This is a genomic window from Kitasatospora sp. NPDC056184 (genome assembly GCF_042268405.1).
Classification (GTDB): Bacteria; Actinomycetota; Actinomycetes; order Streptomycetales; family Streptomycetaceae; genus Kitasatospora.
In genome coordinates, this window is the sequence record NZ_JBHJUI010000003.1 from 487,080 (window position 1) to 503,595 (window position 16,516).

Here is a 16,516-nt window from a genome sequence, read left to right on the forward strand (position 1 = left end):
GGATCAGACGCCGGAGTCGGCCGTGCGGACCAGGATCCGCGAGCAGTTCTCGCAGCGGACGACCTTGTCGGCCGGCTCGGCCTTGATGGAGTTGAGCTCGGTGATCGAGAACTCGGTGCGGCAGCCCTCGCAGCGGCGCTGGTAGAGCCGGGCCGCGCCGACGCCGCCCTGGGTCTCGCGCAGCTTGCTGTAGACCTTCATGAGGTCGGCCGGGATGACGGCGGCGACGGCCTCGCGGTCGCGCTTGACCTTCTCCGCCTCGGCGTCGATCTCGGCGAACGCGGCGTCGCGGCGGCCCTCGGCCTCGGTCAGCACGACGGTGGAGTGCTCCAGGCGCGCGGTCAGCTCGGAGACCCGGGTCTCGGCGGACTCCAGCCGCTCCATGATCTCCAGCACGACCTCCTCCAGGTCGCCCTGGCGCTTGGCCAGCGAGCCGATCTCGTGCTGGAGGTTCTCCAGGTCCCTGGGCGAGGAGACCGCGCCGGAGTCCAGGCGCTGCTGGTTGCGGGCGGCCCGGGCGCGGACCTGCTCCACGTCCTGCTCGGCCTTGGTGAGCTCGCGGGTGGTGTCGCCGTGCTGGGCCTGGGCGGCGACCACCAGGTCCTTGAGGGCGGTGTGGTCGGCGTTGACCTTGTCGATCTCGGCGTGCTCGGGCAGGCTGCGCCGCCGGTGGGCCAGCTGGTCGAGCTTGGAGTCGATGGCCTGGAGGTCGAGCAGGCGGATCTGGTCGGCGGGCGCGGCGTTCAAGCGGAGAGCTCCTGTGAATCGGGTCAGGCGGGGAAGGACATGGGGGCGTGCGCGGTCCACGGGTCGGTGACCGTGCGGGAGACGCGGGTCTCCACGGTCCAGCCGTGCGTCTCGGCGGCGCCGTGCAGCGCCCGTTCGGCCAGCGGCAGCCAGGGCCACTCGGTGGCCCAGTGCGCGGCGTCGACCAGGGCGACCGGCGCCGCCTCGGCGGCCTCGGAGGCCGGGTGGTGGCGCAGGTCGGCGGTCAGGTAGGCGTCCACGCCCGCCGCGCGCACCTCGGCGAACAGGCTGTCGCCGGAGCCGCCGCACACCGCGACCCGGCTGATCAGGCGGTTCGGGTCACCGGAGATCCGCACGCCGGCGGCGGTGGCCGGGAGCCCCTTGGCGACGTTCGCGGCGAACGCGGCGAGGGTCAGCGGGGGCTCCAGCAGGCCGACCCGCCCGGTGCCGCGCCGGCCCAGCGGGTCGGTCGGGTCCGGGACGAGCGGGCCGGTGACGGTCACGCCGACCGCCTCGGCGAGCGCGTCCGAGACGCCCGGGTCGGCGTGGTCGGCGTTGGTGTGCGCCACGTGCAGGGCGATCCCGTTGCGGATCAGGGTGTGCACGACGCGGCCCTTGAAGGTGGTCGCGGCGACGGTGGTGGTGCCGCGCAGGTACAGCGGGTGGTGGGTGACCACCAGGTCGGCCCCCCACGCGACGGCCTCGTCGACGACCGCCTGCACGGGGTCGACGGCGAACAGCACGCGGCGGACCTCGGCCTGAGGGTCTCCGCAGACCAGGCCGACGGCGTCCCAGGACTCCGCCCACTGCGGCGGGTACAGCTCTTCGAGGGCGGTGATGACGTCGGACAGTTTCGGCACCTGTCGAGACTACCGTGCGCGCGGGTGGAGGCGGTCCGCCCGGCTCCCCCCACCGCGCTCCCCGGGGGCGGCGCACCGCGGCGGGCGGGGCGCACGGATGCGCGTCAACCTGCGGAGCGGCGGGCGCGGGCGGGCGGCGCGGCCCCGTTCGACCGGCGCACGGGGGTGGTTCGCGCCGGGCGACGGGGCGTACGCCGCGCACACCGGGCCGTTCGCACGAATTCGAAACGGCGCCCGGATCACCCTTACGAGTGAAGTGACCGGCTTCGGATTGAGCATCCCTCGCTACCGAAAGTAACTTCACTTCTGCGAACGGGAGTTGCCCGGCCAGGGGTCGGGAGGCGCTCCGCCGGACGTACGGGCCCAGGTGAGCAGGACGGACCGGGCCCGCGGCGGACGCGGCCGGGGCGGTGCCGACGGGTGTCGGCGGCCGCCGGGCGGCGCACCCGCGCATATCCGAGGAACCGATGTCAGGCCGTGGCCGCGCGCCCCGGCGCCGGAGCAGTGGGCGCCGGAGGGGCGCGCCGGCACCGGACGAAGGGATGTGGTGGCGAATGGGGGCGGGCACATCGCTGCGTGCGGCCGGAGGGACGGACTCGTCGGACCACGGGCCGGACGCAGCGGACCACGGGCCGGACGCGGCCGGCCGGTGGCCGGAGATGACGCGGACGGCGCTGGCCGCCGCCGGAGGCCGGGGAGGCGGCGGGGACGCGCGGACCGACGGGCAGGTCGGCTGGCGGGTCACCGTCGAGGGCTTCTGGTGCACGGCCGGGCCGTCCGCGGGCGAGCTGCCCGACGAGGGCTGGAAGCTCCACGTCAGCGCCGCCTCGGCGGTCGGCGGCGCGGTGCTCGCGGCCGTCACCGAGGTGCTGGCCGAGGACCCGTGCGCGTTCAAGTTCGCCGCCGGGCCGGCGCAGCTCCACCAGCTCAACTCACGCAACAGCGACCGGGGTTCGGCCGGGAAGTTCATCACCGTCTACCCCGGCGGCGAACCGCAGTTCCGGCGGCTGGCCGCCGCGCTGCACCGGGCCACCGACGGGCTGCCCGGCCCGGTGGTGCTCTCCGACCGCCCGTACCAGCCGGGCAGCCTCGTCCACTACCGGTACGGGGCCATCGCGGCCCGCGCCGAGCTGGGCAACGACGGCGGGTACCGGTCGATGCTGCGCGGGCCGGGCGGCGAGCGGGTCGAGGACGTGCGCGGGGCCGCGTACCGGTGCCCGCCGTGGGCGCGGGACCCGCTGGCCGCCGACGGGCCGGGGGCCCCGGACGGCCCGGACGGCCCCGACGTCCCGGGGGGACGGGGCGGGTACGGCTCCGCGCCCGGGTACCGGCCGGGGGCGGGCCGGCCGGCACCGCGGCGGCGCGGCAGCGGCGGGGTGCTGCTCGCCGGGCGGTACGTGGTCACCGGGGCGATCCGGCACGGCGCCAAGGGCGGCGTCTTCCTCGGCCGGGACACCGACGGGGGCGCCGAGGTCGTGGTCAAGCAGGCCCGCGCGCACATCGAGGTGGACCGCGCCGGCACGGACGCGCGCGCCGCGCTGCGGCACGAGGCCGCCCTGCTCGCCCGGCTGGAGGGCCAGGAACTGGCGCCGCGCCCGGTCGAACTCGTCGAGCAGGACGACTCGCTCTTCCTCGTGCAGGAACGAATCGCCGGGCAGCCGCTGGGCAGCTGGGTCGCGGCCCGGCTGCGCCGCGACGGCAGCCCCGACGTCGACTGGGCCGAGGCCGGACCGATGGCCCACGCCCTGCTCGACCTCGTCGAGCGGGTCCACGAGCAGGGCCTCGTGCTGCGCGACCTCTCCCCCGGCAACGTCCTCGTGCAGCCGGACGGCTCGCTGCGGCTGGTCGACCTGGAGCTGGCCGCCGAGGCCGGCAGCCGCGCCGGCTCGGCCGGCACGCCCGGCTACCGGGCCCCCGAGCAGGGCCCGGGGCGGCTCGCGCTGGTCGTCGAGGACGACGCCGCCGGGGACGGGGTCGCCCCGGGCGGTTCCGCCGGGGCCGGTTCCGTCGCGCGGGGCCGACGGGTCGGCGGGCCGTTCGCGGGCCTCGCGGCGGGCCGCAGCGGCGACGGCGTCCGCACGGCGGAACCGGAGGCGGACCTGTACGCGCTCGGCGGGCTGTTCTTCCTGCTCGCCACCGGCCACGACCCGCTGCTGCCCGAGGACCTCCCGCAGGCCCGCCCGGTCGCCGACCGGCTGGGCCGCTGGCTCGCCCTGGCCGCCCGCTGCGGCAGCACCGCCCGCCGACTCGCCCCGGCCGTCCTCGGCCTCCGCGCCGAGGACCCGCGCCACCGCTGGAGCCCGGCCCGGGTGCGGGCGTCCCTGGCCGGCGCGACCGGCCACGGGCCGGAGACACCGGGGGCACCGGGGGCACCGGGGGCACAGGAGACACGGAGCGTGCAGGGCTCCGCCGGGGGCCGGCGCCCCGAGGCGCCCGGCACGGCGGCGCTCGGCGGCGGGGGCGGGGGCGGGGGCTCCGCTTCGTTCTGGGACACGGGCGCCGCGGATGCCGGTGCCGTCCGACGGCTGCCGGGCCCCGACGGCCGGCACCGTCCGGCCGCGGACCCGGCTGCCCACGGCGACGGCGGCACATCACCCACCGCAGCCGCACCGTACGACGGCGGCGAGGCCGGGACCCCCTCCTCGTTCTGGGACACCCGGGCCGAGGGCGCCCGGCGGCTGCCGGACCCCGGCGCCCCGCACCACCCCGCCGCGGACCCGGCCGCCCACGGCGACGGCGGCACATCGCCCGTCGAAGCCGTGCCGTACGACGGCGGCGAGGCCGGGACCCCCTCCTCGTTCTGGGACACCCGGGCCCCGGACACCGCCGGGAACGACAACGGCGGCCCGGGCGCCGACACCACGGAGCCGTCCCCGGACGACGGCCCGTCCTCCGCACGCCGCCTGCGCACCGGCGCTGCCGCGGCGAGCGCCGCCCCGTCCCAGGTCCGGGCCGCCGGATTGCCCGCCGCCGCCGGGGAGCGCAGGCCCGGCCCGGGCGCCGACCAGGAGGCGGCCGTCCTCGACCGGGTGCTGCACGACGGACTGCGGCACCTCGCCGTCACCGCCACGCCGTCGCGGCGCGACCGGCTCTGGCCCGTGGTGCCGGCCGGTGAGCGGTCGGACCCGTGCAATGTGCAGCACGGCGCGGCCGGGGTGCTGGCCGTGCTCGCCCGGGCGGCCGCGACCGCCGACCTGCCCGGGGACGTCCGGGAGAGCGCCCGGACGACCGCCCGGACCGCCGCCGAGTGGATCGAGCGCCGGTGCGCCGCCGAGCCGGTGGTCCTGCCCGGCCTGCACTTCGGCCGCTCGGGCGCCGCCTGGGCGCTGCTGGACGCCGCCCGGGCGCTGGACGACCGCGCCCTGGCCGGCCGCGCGGTCGGGCTGGCGGCCCGGATAGCCGTCGAGTGGCCCAACCCGGACGTCTGCCACGGCGCGGCCGGTGCAGGATTCCTCCAACTCCGCTTCGCCGCCGAGGAATTGCCCGAGGATTTGCCCGACGCATCGCTCGACTCGACGGCGTTCCTCGACCGGGCCGCACGCTGCGGCCACGGCCTGCTGGCCGCCGCGCGGCAGGCGCCGTACGGCGCGGTGTGGCCGGTGCCGCAGGACTTCGACTCGGCGCTGGCCGGGATCACCCACCTCGGCTTCGCGCACGGTGTCGCGGGGGTCGGCGCGTTCCTGCTGGCCGCCGCCGGGGCCACCGGCGACCGCGCGCTGCTCGACGGCGCCCTCGCGGCGGGCCGCACGCTCGCCGCCACCGCCCGCCTCGACCCGGCCGCGGACCGCCTGGCCCCGGACGGCCCGGCCCCCGCCGGCCCGACCGCCTGGTGGCCGCAGAGCGCCGACGACCCCGGACACGTCCGGCTCGCGCACTGGTGCAGCGGTTCCTCCGGCGCCGGAACCTTCCTCCTCCGGCTCTGGCGCGCCACCGGCGACACCGACGCGCACCGGCTGGCCCTGGCCGCCGGCCGGGCGGTGATCGCCGGACGCTGGCACAGCGGCACCACCGCCTGCCACGGCCTGGCCGGGAACGGCGAGTTCCTGCTCGACCTCGCCGAGGCCACCGGCGATCCTGAATTCCGCTCCACCGCCACCGAGTTGGGCTCCCTCATCGCCGCCCGGTCGGCCCTGTGCGACGGCCTGCTGGTACTGCCGGACGAGACCGGCACCGGGTCCGCCCCCGCGTACGGCACCGGGACGGCGGGTGCGCTGGCCTTCCTGTTGCGGCTGCGGCACGGCGGTCCGCGGCTCTGGGTGGACCCGGCCCCCTACGGCGGCGGACCGTCGACCGGGGCGGTGACGCCGTGAACGTGGCCACCCGCGCCACCACCCAGGCACTGCGCCGGCTCAGCTTCGCCTTCGCCGCCGACGGCGGCCACGCCGCCTGCCTCGCCTCCGCGGCCGACGGCGGCTGGTACGTGGAGAGTTGGCACCTCCCGGCGGACGGCCCCGCCGTCCCGACCGGACTGCACCTGCCGGGCAACCGCTTCGAGAGCTTCCGCTCGCAACTCGTCGCCCTGCCGGACGGCACGGTGCTGGTCTGCCGCCACGACGGCGAACGGCACGACCTGGTGGCGCTCCGCTCCGGCACCGGCCCCGACGGCCGACCCGTCACCGCCGAGCAGCCGTTGGCCGCCCTGCGGATGCCCGGCCTGCGCCTCCTGCCGCTCCCGGCGGGCGCGCCGTCCGGCCCCGGGGCGCCGGTCGCCCTGGCCCTGGGCAGCGACACCCGGCCCGCCACCACGGTCTGGCTGGTGCGGGCCGACGGCTCCGCACCTCAGCAGGTCGCCGAGATCCCGGGCCTGCACGGCGGCGGCGTCTGGCTGGACCGGGCCGGCGCGCTGCTGGCGCTCGACCGGGTGCGCGACGGACTGGTCCGCACGGTGGCGCTCGACCTGCGCAGCGGCACCGTCACCCCGCTGCTGGAGATCGGCGAGCACAGCAACGACCGGCTGGTGCTGTTCGACCCGGACAGCCGGTTCGCGATGGTGCGCAGCGACGCGCCCGGTACCGACCGGATCGGCTGGGGCGTGCTGGGCGGCGGCGAACCGCTGCGGTTCCCCGAGGCCCTGCACGTCGCGGGCATGTTCCTGCGGCCGGTGGCCATGCTCCCGGGAGCCGACGGGGCCCGGGTGGCCATCCAGATCGACCACGGCGCGGGCTGCTCGCTCGCCGTGTGGCGGCCGGCCGCCGGGCGGCTGGACCCGCTGCCCGTCCCGCCGGGGCGGCTCGGCGCGGTGGGGCACTGGTCGGCGGGCGGGTTGCGGATGCCGTACTCGGCGCCCGACCACCCGGCCGCGCTCGCCACCCTGGACGTGGACGCGCTGTTGGCGCACGGCCCGGCCGCCCCCGCGCCCGGCCCGGCGCCGGTGCCGCTTCCCCTGCAACTGGCACCGCTCGGTTCGGGGCTGCCCGGGCCGTGGCGGGACACCGTCCTGCCCTGGCGGCCTGGCGCCGTCGGACGTTTCAACTCCACCGCACCGCCCGACGGTTGGCGGATCGACGGATCCGCTGAGCCGGGCGACGGGGGCCGCTGGCATCCCGCAAAGAGCCTCGAACTCGCGGGCCCGGCCGGTCCGTTGGAGGCGGTGGTGTACGGCGGGGAGGCCTGGCTGAGCAGCCCGCACCTGGTGCTGGCGCTGCACGGCGGCCCGGCCGACGCCTGGCGGCTGGAGTTCGACCCTGCGCTGCAACGGATGGCGGCCGAGGGTCTGGCCGTGCTCGCGCCGAACCAACGCGGCTCCACGGGCTACGGGTTGGCGCATGCGATGGCCATCCGGGGCGCCTGGGGCGGTCCCGACCTCGACGACGTGCTGCACCTGCTGGAGGCCGTCGCCGGTCAGCGCGCCGCGCTCGGCCTGGAGCCGCCGGCCCTGTTCGGGGTCAGCTACGGCGCGTTCCTCGCCCTGCTGGCGGCGGCGCACGCCCCGGCCGGTCACGTGACGCGCTGCGCGGTGGTCGCGCCGTTCCTGTCGGGTGCCCGGCTCCTGGCCGAAGCCGCCTCCCCCGTCAGGGCGTTGACCACCCGACTGGGGGGCGGCGAGCCGATCGCGGACGCCCGGGGGCCGCGCGACGTGCTCCAGCTCGCGCACCGGATCGACGCACCGCTGCTGATCCTGCACGGCGACCGGGACGAGGTCGTCCCGGTGAGCCAATCGCGTTCGCTGCGGCACGAGTTGCTGCGGATCGGGCGCACGGAGGGGGCGGACTTCCGCTACGTCGAGGCGGCGGGGTCCGGGCACGAGCTCCTGGCCGAGGAGGGCGGCGCGGTGCTGCACGAGCTGCTCGCGACGTTCCTGCGCACCGGGCGCCCGGGGTAGCCCCCCGGTTTCCGCCGAACCGAGACTCCCGGGCCTGCACGGCCCGGGCACCCGGCCCTGCGCGGCCGGGAACACCCCGCGGCGGCGTACCGAGCCGCCCCCGGGGAGCACCACCCGGCGCCCGTACCGCAGGTCGCGGCGGGCGCGACCGTCAAGGGGAGGAAACCGATCATGGAGAACATGGTGGACTTCGAGACCGACCTCGCGGCCCTGCAGGAGCTGCCGGAGACCGAGTCGGTCGAGCTGAGCGGCCACGGCGGCGGCTGCCAGTTCACCTGTCTCATCCTGACCTGTCTGATCTTCACCATCAGCTAGTGGTGGCGATCGGCCGGTAGCGCACGCGCAAAGGTGCCGTCTTCGCCTGTCCGGACAGGCGAAGACGGCACCTTGCCGTTCCGGCCCCCGCCCTTCCGGCCACCCCCGCCGTGCCGTCGGCACCGCGCTCGGCACCGGCACCAGCACCGGCACCGGCACCGGCACCGGCGGCACGTTCGGGTCGGCCGGGGGCCGCGCCGTTCCCCGGACGGCCGTCATGATCTCGATAGGATCTCGCCCGCCCCGGCGGTTAAGGTGACGGCCGGGGCACGGGCCGCGATCACCGGCCACGCCCCGACCGCGCCCGCGATGTGCGCCGGCCGGGCGCGGAAGCACCTGCACCCTCGCAAGGAAATGACGATTCTGATGTCCGACACCCTCACCGACACCACCGGACCCGTCCACGGGACCGACGCCGACGAGACCACGGCCGAGGACACCGCGACGCACGGCCGCCACCGCGGCCGGTCCGCCGCCGACGACAGCCCCGAGGCCGACCCGCACGGCCGTCACCGCGCCGCCGGCGGCCAGGGCTGATCAACCGCGCGGTGGGGCCCGTCGGCGCGTCCGGCGGGCCCCACCGCGTTCGGTCCCACCACGTTCGGTCCCGCGGGCGCTCAGCCCAGCGTGACGACCGTCCGCAGCGCCTCGCCGCTGCGCATCTGCGCGAGCGCGTCGTTGACCTCCGCCAGCGCGACCCGGTGCGTGATCATCCCCGCGAGGTCGATCCGCCCGGCCCGCCACAGCTCCACCACCAGCCCGACGGTGCGCACCAGCGGCGCGCCGCCGTACAGCGAGGGCAGCAGCCGCTTCTCGTTGAAGAACAGCTCGCCCATGCTGAAGCTGGCGAGGTCGTCCTGCGCCCCGGCGCCGATCACCACGACGGCGCCGCCGCGCCGGGCCGCGCCGTACCCCGCCCGGACGGTGGCCGAGCGGCCGACCGCCTCGAAGACGTAGTCGAAGCCGCCGCCCGGCAGGCCCTTGGCGACCGCCTTGAGCTCCTCCGGGGCGAGCGCCTCGGTCGCGCCGAAGGAGAGTGCCCGCTCCCGGCGGGAGACCACCGGGTCGACCACGGTGATCCGCCCCGCGCCGCAGACCCGTGCGCCCTGCACGGCCGCGACGCCCACGCCGCCGGCGCCGATCACCGCGACCGACGCGCCCGGCTCGACCTGCGCGGTGTGGACGGCCGCGCCGATGCCGGTGGTCACGCCGCAGCCGATCAGCGCGGCCAGTTCGTACGGGAGGTCGGCGGGCACCGGGAGCACCGCGTCGCGCTCGACCACGACCTCCTCGGCGAAGGTGCCGGTGCCGTAGAAGCCGGAGGCCTCTCCGCTGCCGTCGGTCGCGCCGCCCTCGCCGTCCGTACCGTTCGCGCCGTAGCGGAAGTTGGGTGTGCCGAGCCGCCGCAGGCTGGCCACGCAGAGGTGCGAGCGGCCGCGCTCGCAGTGCGCGCACCGGCCGCAGGGCGCCATCCAACAGAGCACGACGCGGTCGCCGACGGCGAGGTCCGTCACGCCCTCGCCGACCTCGACGACGTCCCCCGCGCCCTCGTGCCCGGGGACGAACGGCGCGGGCTGGGGCAGGACGCCGCTCATCGCCGAGAGGTCGGAGTGGCACAGGCTGGCGGCGCGCAGCCGGACCCGCACCTTGCCGGGGCCGAAGCCCACGGCCTCGACGTCGTCGCGGACGTCGAGCGTCTCCTGACCGGTCTTGTGCAGGATGGCTGCGCGCATGGGGCTGCTCCCGGGTCCGTCTCGGATCGCTGATCGGGGCGATTCTGGCACGGCACACCGAACCCGAGTAGAACACGTTCCACCGGCATCCCGACCGGGGGAACCACCGGAAGTCGAGGGTTCCCCCCGGGCACGGCGCCTGGCATGATCATCCGCCGTGCCGAACCCCGCCGCTCCGCTGTCCCCCTCCCCCGCGCCGCCGACGGCATCGCCGTCCACCTCCTCCGACCACCCCCGCTCCTGCCCGGCGTGCTCCGGCCCGGTCGACCCCGATCCCCGGTTCACCGCCTGGTGCCCGGCGTGCGAGTGGAACCTCGTCCCCGCCGAGGAGGCCGCCGAGGACTGCGCCAAGTCCGCGAAGGAGCTGGCCCGGGAACGGGCGGCGGCTGAGCGGACCGAGCGGCTGTTCGAGGAGGTCGCCGCCGGCCGCGCCGACACCACCCGCCGGGACTGGCTCGCCGCCTCGGCGCTCGCCGTCCCGGTCCACGCCGTCACCGTCGCCGTGGCGGGGGCGGCCGGCTGGCTGCTCGTCACCGGCAACACGCCGCTGCGCTGCCTCGGCGCCCTCCTCCTCGCCGTCGCCTTCCTGCTCCGTCCGCGGCTCGGCCGGGTACCGAGCGGCACGGGCGTGCTGGGCCGGACCGAGGCCCCCGCGCTGTACGGGCTGGCCGACCGGGTCGCCGCCGAGCTCGGGGCGCCGCCGGTCGGCGCGATCCGGGTCGCCGAGGACTTCAACGCGAGCATGGCGGTGGTCGGGCTGCGCCGCAGGTCGGTGCTCACGGTGGGCCTGCCGCTCTGGGAGGCGCTGGACGAGCAACAGCGGATCGCGCTGCTCGGGCACGAGTTCGCCCACCACGTCAACGGCGACAACCGGCGCGGCCTGTGGCTCGGGTCGGCGATGCGGGCGCTGGCGCACTGGTACGACCTCGCCCGGCCGGCCGAGCGGACCCGGGGCGGGTACGGCGCGATCGCGCTGCTGTCGCTGATCGGGGACTACCTGGCCAACGCGTTCCTGCACCTCGTCAGCCAGCTGCCCTACCGGGCCTATCTGCTGCTCGACCGGCTCACGGCCCGCGCCGGGCAACAGGCCGAGTACCGGGCCGACGAACTCGGCGCCCGGGTCGCTTCCACCGAGGCGGCGCGCGGGATGCTGGGGGCGCTGCTGCTCGGTCCGGCGGTCGGGACGGCGACCGTGCGGCTGCGCGCCGAGGTCCAGTCGCGGCCCCGGTCCGGCCGGCGGGAGGCCGCTCCGGGGCCGGACGCCACCGCGCTCTGGCCGCAACTGCGCGAGCACCTGGCCGCGATCCCGCCGCTGGAGCGTGAGCGGCTGCTCCGCCGCTCGCGGCGGTACGGCCACACCGTGGACGCCTCGCACCCGCCGACCCACCTGCGGCTGGCGCTCCTCGCCCGGCGCGCGCCGCTCCCGGCGGCCATCACGTGCTCGCCTGACGAGGCCGCCGCCATCGCCGCCGAACTCGCCCCGCACCACACCCGCATCGCCCGCACCCTCCTCGCCGGCTGACTGCTGCTGCCGCCGCCCGGAGTAGGAAGTCGGCCGGTCCGACTTCCTACTCCGGGCTCCTTCGCGGCGTACTGTCGCGAGGCAGAATTATGTCGACCGGTCTACTGATTACAGGGCAAATATCTAGACCGGCCTACATATTTCTTCCCGATATAAGTGGACCGGTCTACATATTCTGCTGCGGGATCGGGGGCGTGGGCAGGAGAAGGGGATCGGGGCAAGAGGACGGCGCGCCCCAGAGGCGGGAAGGCGAGGCGGGGCGAGGGGAAGGGGACCGGGGCGAGGCGGGAGGACGGCGCGCCCCAGGGGCGGCGGGCCGGGGCGGCGGGGCGGCGGGGCGGGGGCGCGAGGTGGGGCGGGGCGTACCGTCGAGTAGGGTCCGACGGCGAGCAGGAACACCGGAACACCCGTCGAGGAGCAGCACCATGTCCGACCTCCTGGAGACCACGCGCCCCCGGCCCGAGGTGCTGGCCGCGTTCGAGGGCGCGACCGGGTTCATGCCCGTCGACGAGGGCCTCGCGCTGTACGCCGCCGCCGTCGCCGCCGCGCGCCGGACCGGGCTGCCCGTGCTGGAGATCGGCACCTACTGCGGCCGCTCCGCGATCCTGCTGGCCGCCGCCGCCCGGGAGGCCGGCACCGTGGCGCTGACCGTCGACCACCACCGCGGCTCCGAGGAGCAGCAGCCCGGCTGGGAGTACCACGACCCGACGCTGGTCGACCCCGAGGTCGGCCGGATGGACACCCTCCCCCGGTTCCGCCGCACGCTGCACGCGGCCGGGCTGGAGGACCACGTGGTCGCCCTGGTCGGCCGCTCGCCGCAGATCGCGGCCCTGTGGGGCGGCCGGCTCGCCCTGGTCTTCATCGACGGCGGCCACACCGACGAACACGCGACCGCCGACTACGAGGGCTGGGCGCCGCACCTCGCGCCCGAGGGCCTGCTGGTGGTCCACGACGTCTTCCCCGACCCCGCCGACGGCGGCCAGGCGCCCTACCGGGTCTACCTGCGGGCGCTGGCCGAGGGCTTCGAGGAGATCTCGGTGACCGGTTCGCTGCGCGTCCTGCGCCGCCGCACCGCCGGCTGAGCCCGGGCCCGCCGGGGTGTCCGGAATCGGCCGGCCCGCCCCACGGCCGATCACGGATGCTCTAACGTCGTGCCGGGGCCGCCGGGCGGGGGGCGCGAACGGTACGGTGTGCGCGCGGTCGCGGACGCCCGCGATCGCGGCACGGCCGCATGACACCAGCAGAACATCCGGGCGGGAGCGCACCCGGGCCGACCGTGGGGGCCAGCACAGATGACGGACCAGCAGAACACCGCTCCGGCGGTCTGGGACCCGACCGCCCGGGGTGGCGCGGGCGGCTGGGTGCGCGGTCCCCAGCAGCCCCCCGCCCCGACCGCTCCCGTCCCGACCGCTCCCGCGACGCCCGCCGTTCCCGCCGTGCCGCCGGCCACGCCGCCGCACCCCCCGCAGTCGCCGGCCAGGCCGCCCGCCGAGGACGCCCCGACGGCCCTCATCCCCCAGCCTGTCCCGCCGCAGCCCGCCGCGCCCGGCTCGCTGCCGCCCCGGACCGCCCCGGCGTTCCCGCAGGCCGCCCCGGCCGCCGGCCCGTCCTACGGTGCGCCCCACCACCCGCCGCAGCAGGCCGCGTTCCCGCCCCCGCCCCAGCAGGGGTACGGCGGCCAGGCCCCGTACGGCCAGCCCGGCTACGGCCAACCCGGCCACGAGCAGCCCGGCTACGGCCAGCCCGGCTACGAGCAGGCGCCCTCCTACGGCCACCCCGGCCACGCCGGTCATCCCGGCCACCCCGGCCACGCCGGTCACCCCCAGTACGACTACCCGACCGGCTACGCCGAGCCCGACGACGAGGACCGCGCCGGCGGCAAGCGCGCGCCCCTGCTGATCGCCTTCGCCCTCCTCTTCGTGCTGGCCCTCGGCGGCGGCATCCTCTGGGCGGTCCGGGACAAGGGCTCCACCACCGACCAGGCCGCCCCCGCGACCCCGTCCACCGCCGCCACCGGCGGCGCGAACGCGTCCGGCAACCCGCCGCCCGCCCCGGCCCCCAACGGCTCCGCCGGTGCGCCGACCCCGGGCCCGTCCGACACTCCGGCGCCGAGCGCCACCCCTGCCCCGACCGGCGCCGGCGGCCCCAACGCGCCGTCCCAGGCCAAGGCGCTGGACGAGCTGCTCAACCAGGGCGAGAGCGCCAAGTCCCCGATCGGCAACGCGGTCGCCAAGGTGAACAGCTGCCCGGCCAAGACCGAGATCGAGGCCTCCGCACAGATCTTCGACAACGGCGCCAAGCAGCGCGACCAGCTCCTCGGCAAGCTGGCCACCCTGGGTGTCGCCGACCTGCCGGGCGGCGCGGACGCCGTACAGTCGCTGAAGTCCGCCTGGCAGCTGTCCGCCGACATCGACCGGGCGTACGCGAGCTGGGCCCGGACGGTCGCCACCCAGGGCTGCTCGGGCACCGCCCCGAACACCGCCGACAAGAAGCGCGCCGACGAGCTCAACCCGCAGGCCACCCAGGCGAAGAAGGACTTCGTCGCGAAGTGGAAGGCGATCGCCGACCAGTTCGGACTCACCGCCCGCACCCAGGACCGGATCTGACCCACCCGTGACTCGCACCACCCACCACCCGGCCGAGCCGGTCGAACCGATGGAACCGGTCGACGCCGTGCTCCCCGAGGACACCACCGCCCCCGGGCCGACGCCGCCCGGCGCAGCCGCCCGGTCCGCCCGCCCGCGCCGCCGCTCCGCGCTGCGGCGCACCGTGACCGTGGTCGGCGTGCTCGCCCCGCTCGGCCTGGTCGGCTGGCTCGGCTGGCAGGCCGTCGGCGGCCCCGACCGGGGCACCCCCGACGCCGCGCCGCCGTCCACCGCCCCGAACGCCGCCGCCCCGGGCACCAACACCCCGGGCACCAACACCACCACGAACGCCCCCGCCCCGGACACCGCCACCCCCGGGACGACGGCACCCGGCGCCCCCACCGACCCCGCGCTCCCCGCCCCGGCCCCGGGCGCCCCCTCGGCCACCACCCTCACCGGCCGCACCGTCGTTCTCGACCCGGGCCACAACACCGGGAACTCCGCCCACACCGCCGAGATCAACCGCAAGGTCGACATCGGCACCGCCCGCAAGGAGTGCGACGCCACCGGCACCGCCACCAACGCCGGCTACACCGAGGCCGAGTACTCGCTGGACGTGGTCCGCCGGGCCCGCGCGATCCTCGCCGCCCGGGGCGCCACCGTGGTGCTGGTCCACGACGGCGACCGCCCGTGGGGGCCGTGCATCGACGAGCGCGCCCGGATCGGCAACACCGCCCACGCCGACGCGGCGGTCTCGGTGCACGGCGACGGCGGCCCGGCGAGCGGCAGCGGCTTCCACGTGATCATGCCCGCCAAGGTGGTCTCCGGGAAGGCGAACACCTCCGCGATCACCGACCCCTCGCACCGGCTCGGCCTGCTGCTGCGCGAGAACTTCCAGGCGGCGACCGGCGAGCCGTACGCGGACTACACCGCGAGCCAGGGCCTGGACACCCGCTCCGACCTGGGCGGACTGAACCTCTCGACGGTGCCCAAGGTGTTCATCGAGTGCGGTAACATGCGCAACCCGGCGGACGCCCGCCGGATGACGGATCCTCAGTGGCGCCAACAGGCCGCCCAGGGGATCGCCGACGCGCTGACGGCGTTCCTGACCACCCGGTAGGAGCACCGCCGGAGCCCGGCGGCCGAGGTCGGAACCGCGCGGTTTGCAACGACTTCGCCCCATTCCCGTGCCCTGCCGTGCACCCGCGCGGCCGTTGGCCCTAGGCTTTTGGTCCGTTCGGGGTTTTCCGGCCGGTCAGCCGACCGGGCGGGGCGCCGACAGCACACCGGCCGAGCGCCGACATCGAAACCGCCGACCACGACACACCAACGAGGGGAACGTTAGTGAATCTGCGCGCTCTCACCAAGGGAGACGCCGCCGTCGCAGGTGCGGCCGTCCTGCTCTTCATCGCCTCCTTCCTGCCGTACTGGACCGTCGACTGCAAGGGCAAGTACTGCGGCGACACCTCGACGAACGCCTGGGACAGCGTCCTGTTCCCCGTCCTGCCCTCGGTCTTCCTGCTCGGCATCCTCGCCGCGGCCCTGATCCTGGTCCAGCGCTTCCAGGGCCAGGCGGCCGCGAACCGTCAGATCCTCGGCCTGCGCCTGGACCAGTGGGGCATCGCCTTCTCGGTGGCCGCGCTCTGGGCCGCGCTCTGGTCGCTCGGCGGCGGCCTGGAGGGCATCGACCACGGCATCGGCGCCTGGATCGCCGTCATCGCGCTGATCGTGCTGGCCGGCGCCGCCGCGGGCGGCCAGCTGCTCCCGGTTCTCAAGACGCCGCTGGTCACCGACCGCCCGGCCGCCCCGGCCGCCTTCCCGGCCGGCGGCTACCCGGTCCCGGGCCAGCCCGGCCAGCAGGGCCACTACGGCTACCCGGGCCCGGGCCAGGACCCGAACCAGGCGCCGTCCCCCGCGTTCGGCGGCCAGCCCTCCGGCTACGGCTACCCGTCCCCGCAGGCCGGCCAGCCCGCCGCGGGCCAGCCGCATGACGTCGCCGCCCAGCAGGCCGCGGCCGCGCAGGCCGCGGCCGCGCAGGCCGCCGAGGCCGAGGCCGCCCGCCAGGCCGCCGCGCAGCAGGCCGCGCAGCCGAAGGCGGCCGCCCCGGCCGCCGACTTCGCGCCGTTCTGGTTCGCCGTCCCGGCCCCGCGCCAGCTGGCCCCGAAGGACAACCCGGTCGGCGCGCCGGTCGGCGAGCTCGTCCCGGGCACCTGGTACCTGGCGGTCGAGCAGCGCGGCGCCGCGCTGGTCGCCCAGCTGCAGGACGGCACCCAGGGCGTGCTGGCCGACACCTCGGGCATCCAGCGCGGCTGACCCCGCGGGGGCGCGACACGCGCCCGCGCCGTCGACGGCGAAGGGGGCGGGACCCGCTCGCTACGGTCCCGCCCCCGTTGCCGGCGGCGGGCGCGGCGGTCAGCAGCAGTCCTGGACCA

12 protein-coding genes are annotated in these 16,516 nt (G+C 77.1%); 9 read left to right on the forward strand and 3 right to left on the reverse strand.

The features are described from left to right. Positions 1 to 3: 3 nt before the first annotated feature. Both ACFC0B_RS09890 and ACFC0B_RS09895 read right to left on the reverse strand, forming a co-directional pair. On the reverse strand, positions 4 to 747 hold the full coding sequence (locus ACFC0B_RS09890) for a zinc ribbon domain-containing protein (protein ID WP_376084343.1): 744 nt from the start codon (positions 745 to 747) through the stop codon (positions 4 to 6). 23 nt (positions 748 to 770) lie between these two features. Further along, on the reverse strand, positions 771 to 1,607 hold the full coding sequence (locus ACFC0B_RS09895; RefSeq protein ID WP_376084345.1) for a Nif3-like dinuclear metal center hexameric protein: 837 nt from the start codon (positions 1,605 to 1,607) through the stop codon (positions 771 to 773). A gap of 659 nt (positions 1,608 to 2,266) precedes the next feature. Here ACFC0B_RS09895 and ACFC0B_RS09900 point away from each other — a divergent pair. The 4 genes from ACFC0B_RS09900 (at position 2,267) to ACFC0B_RS09915 (ending at position 8,781) form a co-directional block, all read left to right on the forward strand. Continuing rightward, a complete protein-coding gene (locus tag ACFC0B_RS09900) occupies positions 2,267 to 5,917 on the forward strand; it encodes a lanthionine synthetase LanC family protein (RefSeq protein WP_376084347.1) in 3,651 nt (1,216 codons plus the stop codon). Continuing rightward, a complete protein-coding gene (locus ACFC0B_RS09905) occupies positions 5,914 to 7,929 on the forward strand; it encodes an alpha/beta fold hydrolase (protein ID WP_376084349.1) in 2,016 nt (671 codons plus the stop codon). The genes ACFC0B_RS09900 and ACFC0B_RS09905 overlap by 4 nt, the downstream gene beginning before the upstream one ends. A gap of 171 nt (positions 7,930 to 8,100) precedes the next feature. Further along, positions 8,101 to 8,244, forward strand: coding sequence for a VenA family class IV lanthipeptide (locus tag ACFC0B_RS09910; RefSeq protein WP_376084351.1), 144 nt, complete (start codon positions 8,101 to 8,103; stop codon positions 8,242 to 8,244). 354 nt (positions 8,245 to 8,598) lie between these two features. Next, positions 8,599 to 8,781, forward strand: coding sequence for a hypothetical protein (locus ACFC0B_RS09915; protein ID WP_376084353.1), 183 nt, complete (start codon positions 8,599 to 8,601; stop codon positions 8,779 to 8,781). Between the two features lie 80 nt (positions 8,782 to 8,861). Here ACFC0B_RS09915 and ACFC0B_RS09920 read toward each other — a convergent pair whose 3' ends face one another. Continuing rightward, positions 8,862 to 9,977, reverse strand: coding sequence for an alcohol dehydrogenase catalytic domain-containing protein (locus ACFC0B_RS09920; protein WP_376084354.1), 1,116 nt, complete (start codon positions 9,975 to 9,977; stop codon positions 8,862 to 8,864). 157 nt (positions 9,978 to 10,134) lie between these two features. Here ACFC0B_RS09920 and ACFC0B_RS09925 point away from each other — a divergent pair, with 157 nt between their 5' ends. The 5 genes from ACFC0B_RS09925 to ACFC0B_RS09945 all read left to right on the forward strand — a co-directional run bounded on the left by ACFC0B_RS09925 (position 10,135) and on the right by ACFC0B_RS09945 (position 16,397). Beyond that, a complete protein-coding gene (locus ACFC0B_RS09925; protein WP_376084356.1) occupies positions 10,135 to 11,499 on the forward strand; it encodes a M48 family metallopeptidase in 1,365 nt (454 codons plus the stop codon). 425 nt (positions 11,500 to 11,924) lie between these two features. Then, the gene (locus tag ACFC0B_RS09930) at positions 11,925 to 12,581 is read left to right on the forward strand and encodes a class I SAM-dependent methyltransferase (protein WP_376084358.1); all 657 of its coding nucleotides are present in this window, start codon (positions 11,925 to 11,927) and stop codon (positions 12,579 to 12,581) included. A gap of 210 nt (positions 12,582 to 12,791) precedes the next feature. Further along, entirely contained in the window at positions 12,792 to 14,105 is a 1,314-nt protein-coding gene (locus ACFC0B_RS09935; protein ID WP_376084360.1) for a hypothetical protein, read from the forward strand. 7 nt (positions 14,106 to 14,112) lie between these two features. Beyond that, the gene (locus ACFC0B_RS09940) at positions 14,113 to 15,204 is read left to right on the forward strand and encodes an N-acetylmuramoyl-L-alanine amidase (RefSeq protein ID WP_376084362.1); all 1,092 of its coding nucleotides are present in this window, start codon (positions 14,113 to 14,115) and stop codon (positions 15,202 to 15,204) included. A gap of 224 nt (positions 15,205 to 15,428) precedes the next feature. Further along, positions 15,429 to 16,397 carry a hypothetical protein gene (locus ACFC0B_RS09945; RefSeq protein WP_376084363.1) on the forward strand — a complete coding sequence of 323 codons (969 nt, stop codon included), beginning with the start codon at positions 15,429 to 15,431 and terminating at the stop codon, positions 16,395 to 16,397. Positions 16,398 to 16,516 lie beyond the last annotated feature (119 nt).

What these genes read in the sequence shown, in the direction of transcription:
- ACFC0B_RS09900 (WP_376084347.1), top strand. Translation starts at nt 2,267, where the DNA reads ATGACGCGGACGGCGCTGGCCGCCGCCGGAGGCCGGGGAGGCGGCGGG.
- ACFC0B_RS09910 (WP_376084351.1), top strand. Translation starts at nt 8,101, where the DNA reads ATGGAGAACATGGTGGACTTCGAGACCGACCTCGCGGCCCTGCAGGAG.
- ACFC0B_RS09915 (WP_376084353.1), top strand. Translation starts at nt 8,599, where the DNA reads ATGACGATTCTGATGTCCGACACCCTCACCGACACCACCGGACCCGTC.
- ACFC0B_RS09920 (WP_376084354.1), bottom strand. Translation starts at nt 9,977, where the DNA reads ATGCGCGCAGCCATCCTGCACAAGACCGGTCAGGAGACGCTCGACGTC.
- ACFC0B_RS09930 (WP_376084358.1), top strand. Translation starts at nt 11,925, where the DNA reads ATGTCCGACCTCCTGGAGACCACGCGCCCCCGGCCCGAGGTGCTGGCC.
- ACFC0B_RS09935 (WP_376084360.1), top strand. Translation starts at nt 12,792, where the DNA reads ATGACGGACCAGCAGAACACCGCTCCGGCGGTCTGGGACCCGACCGCC.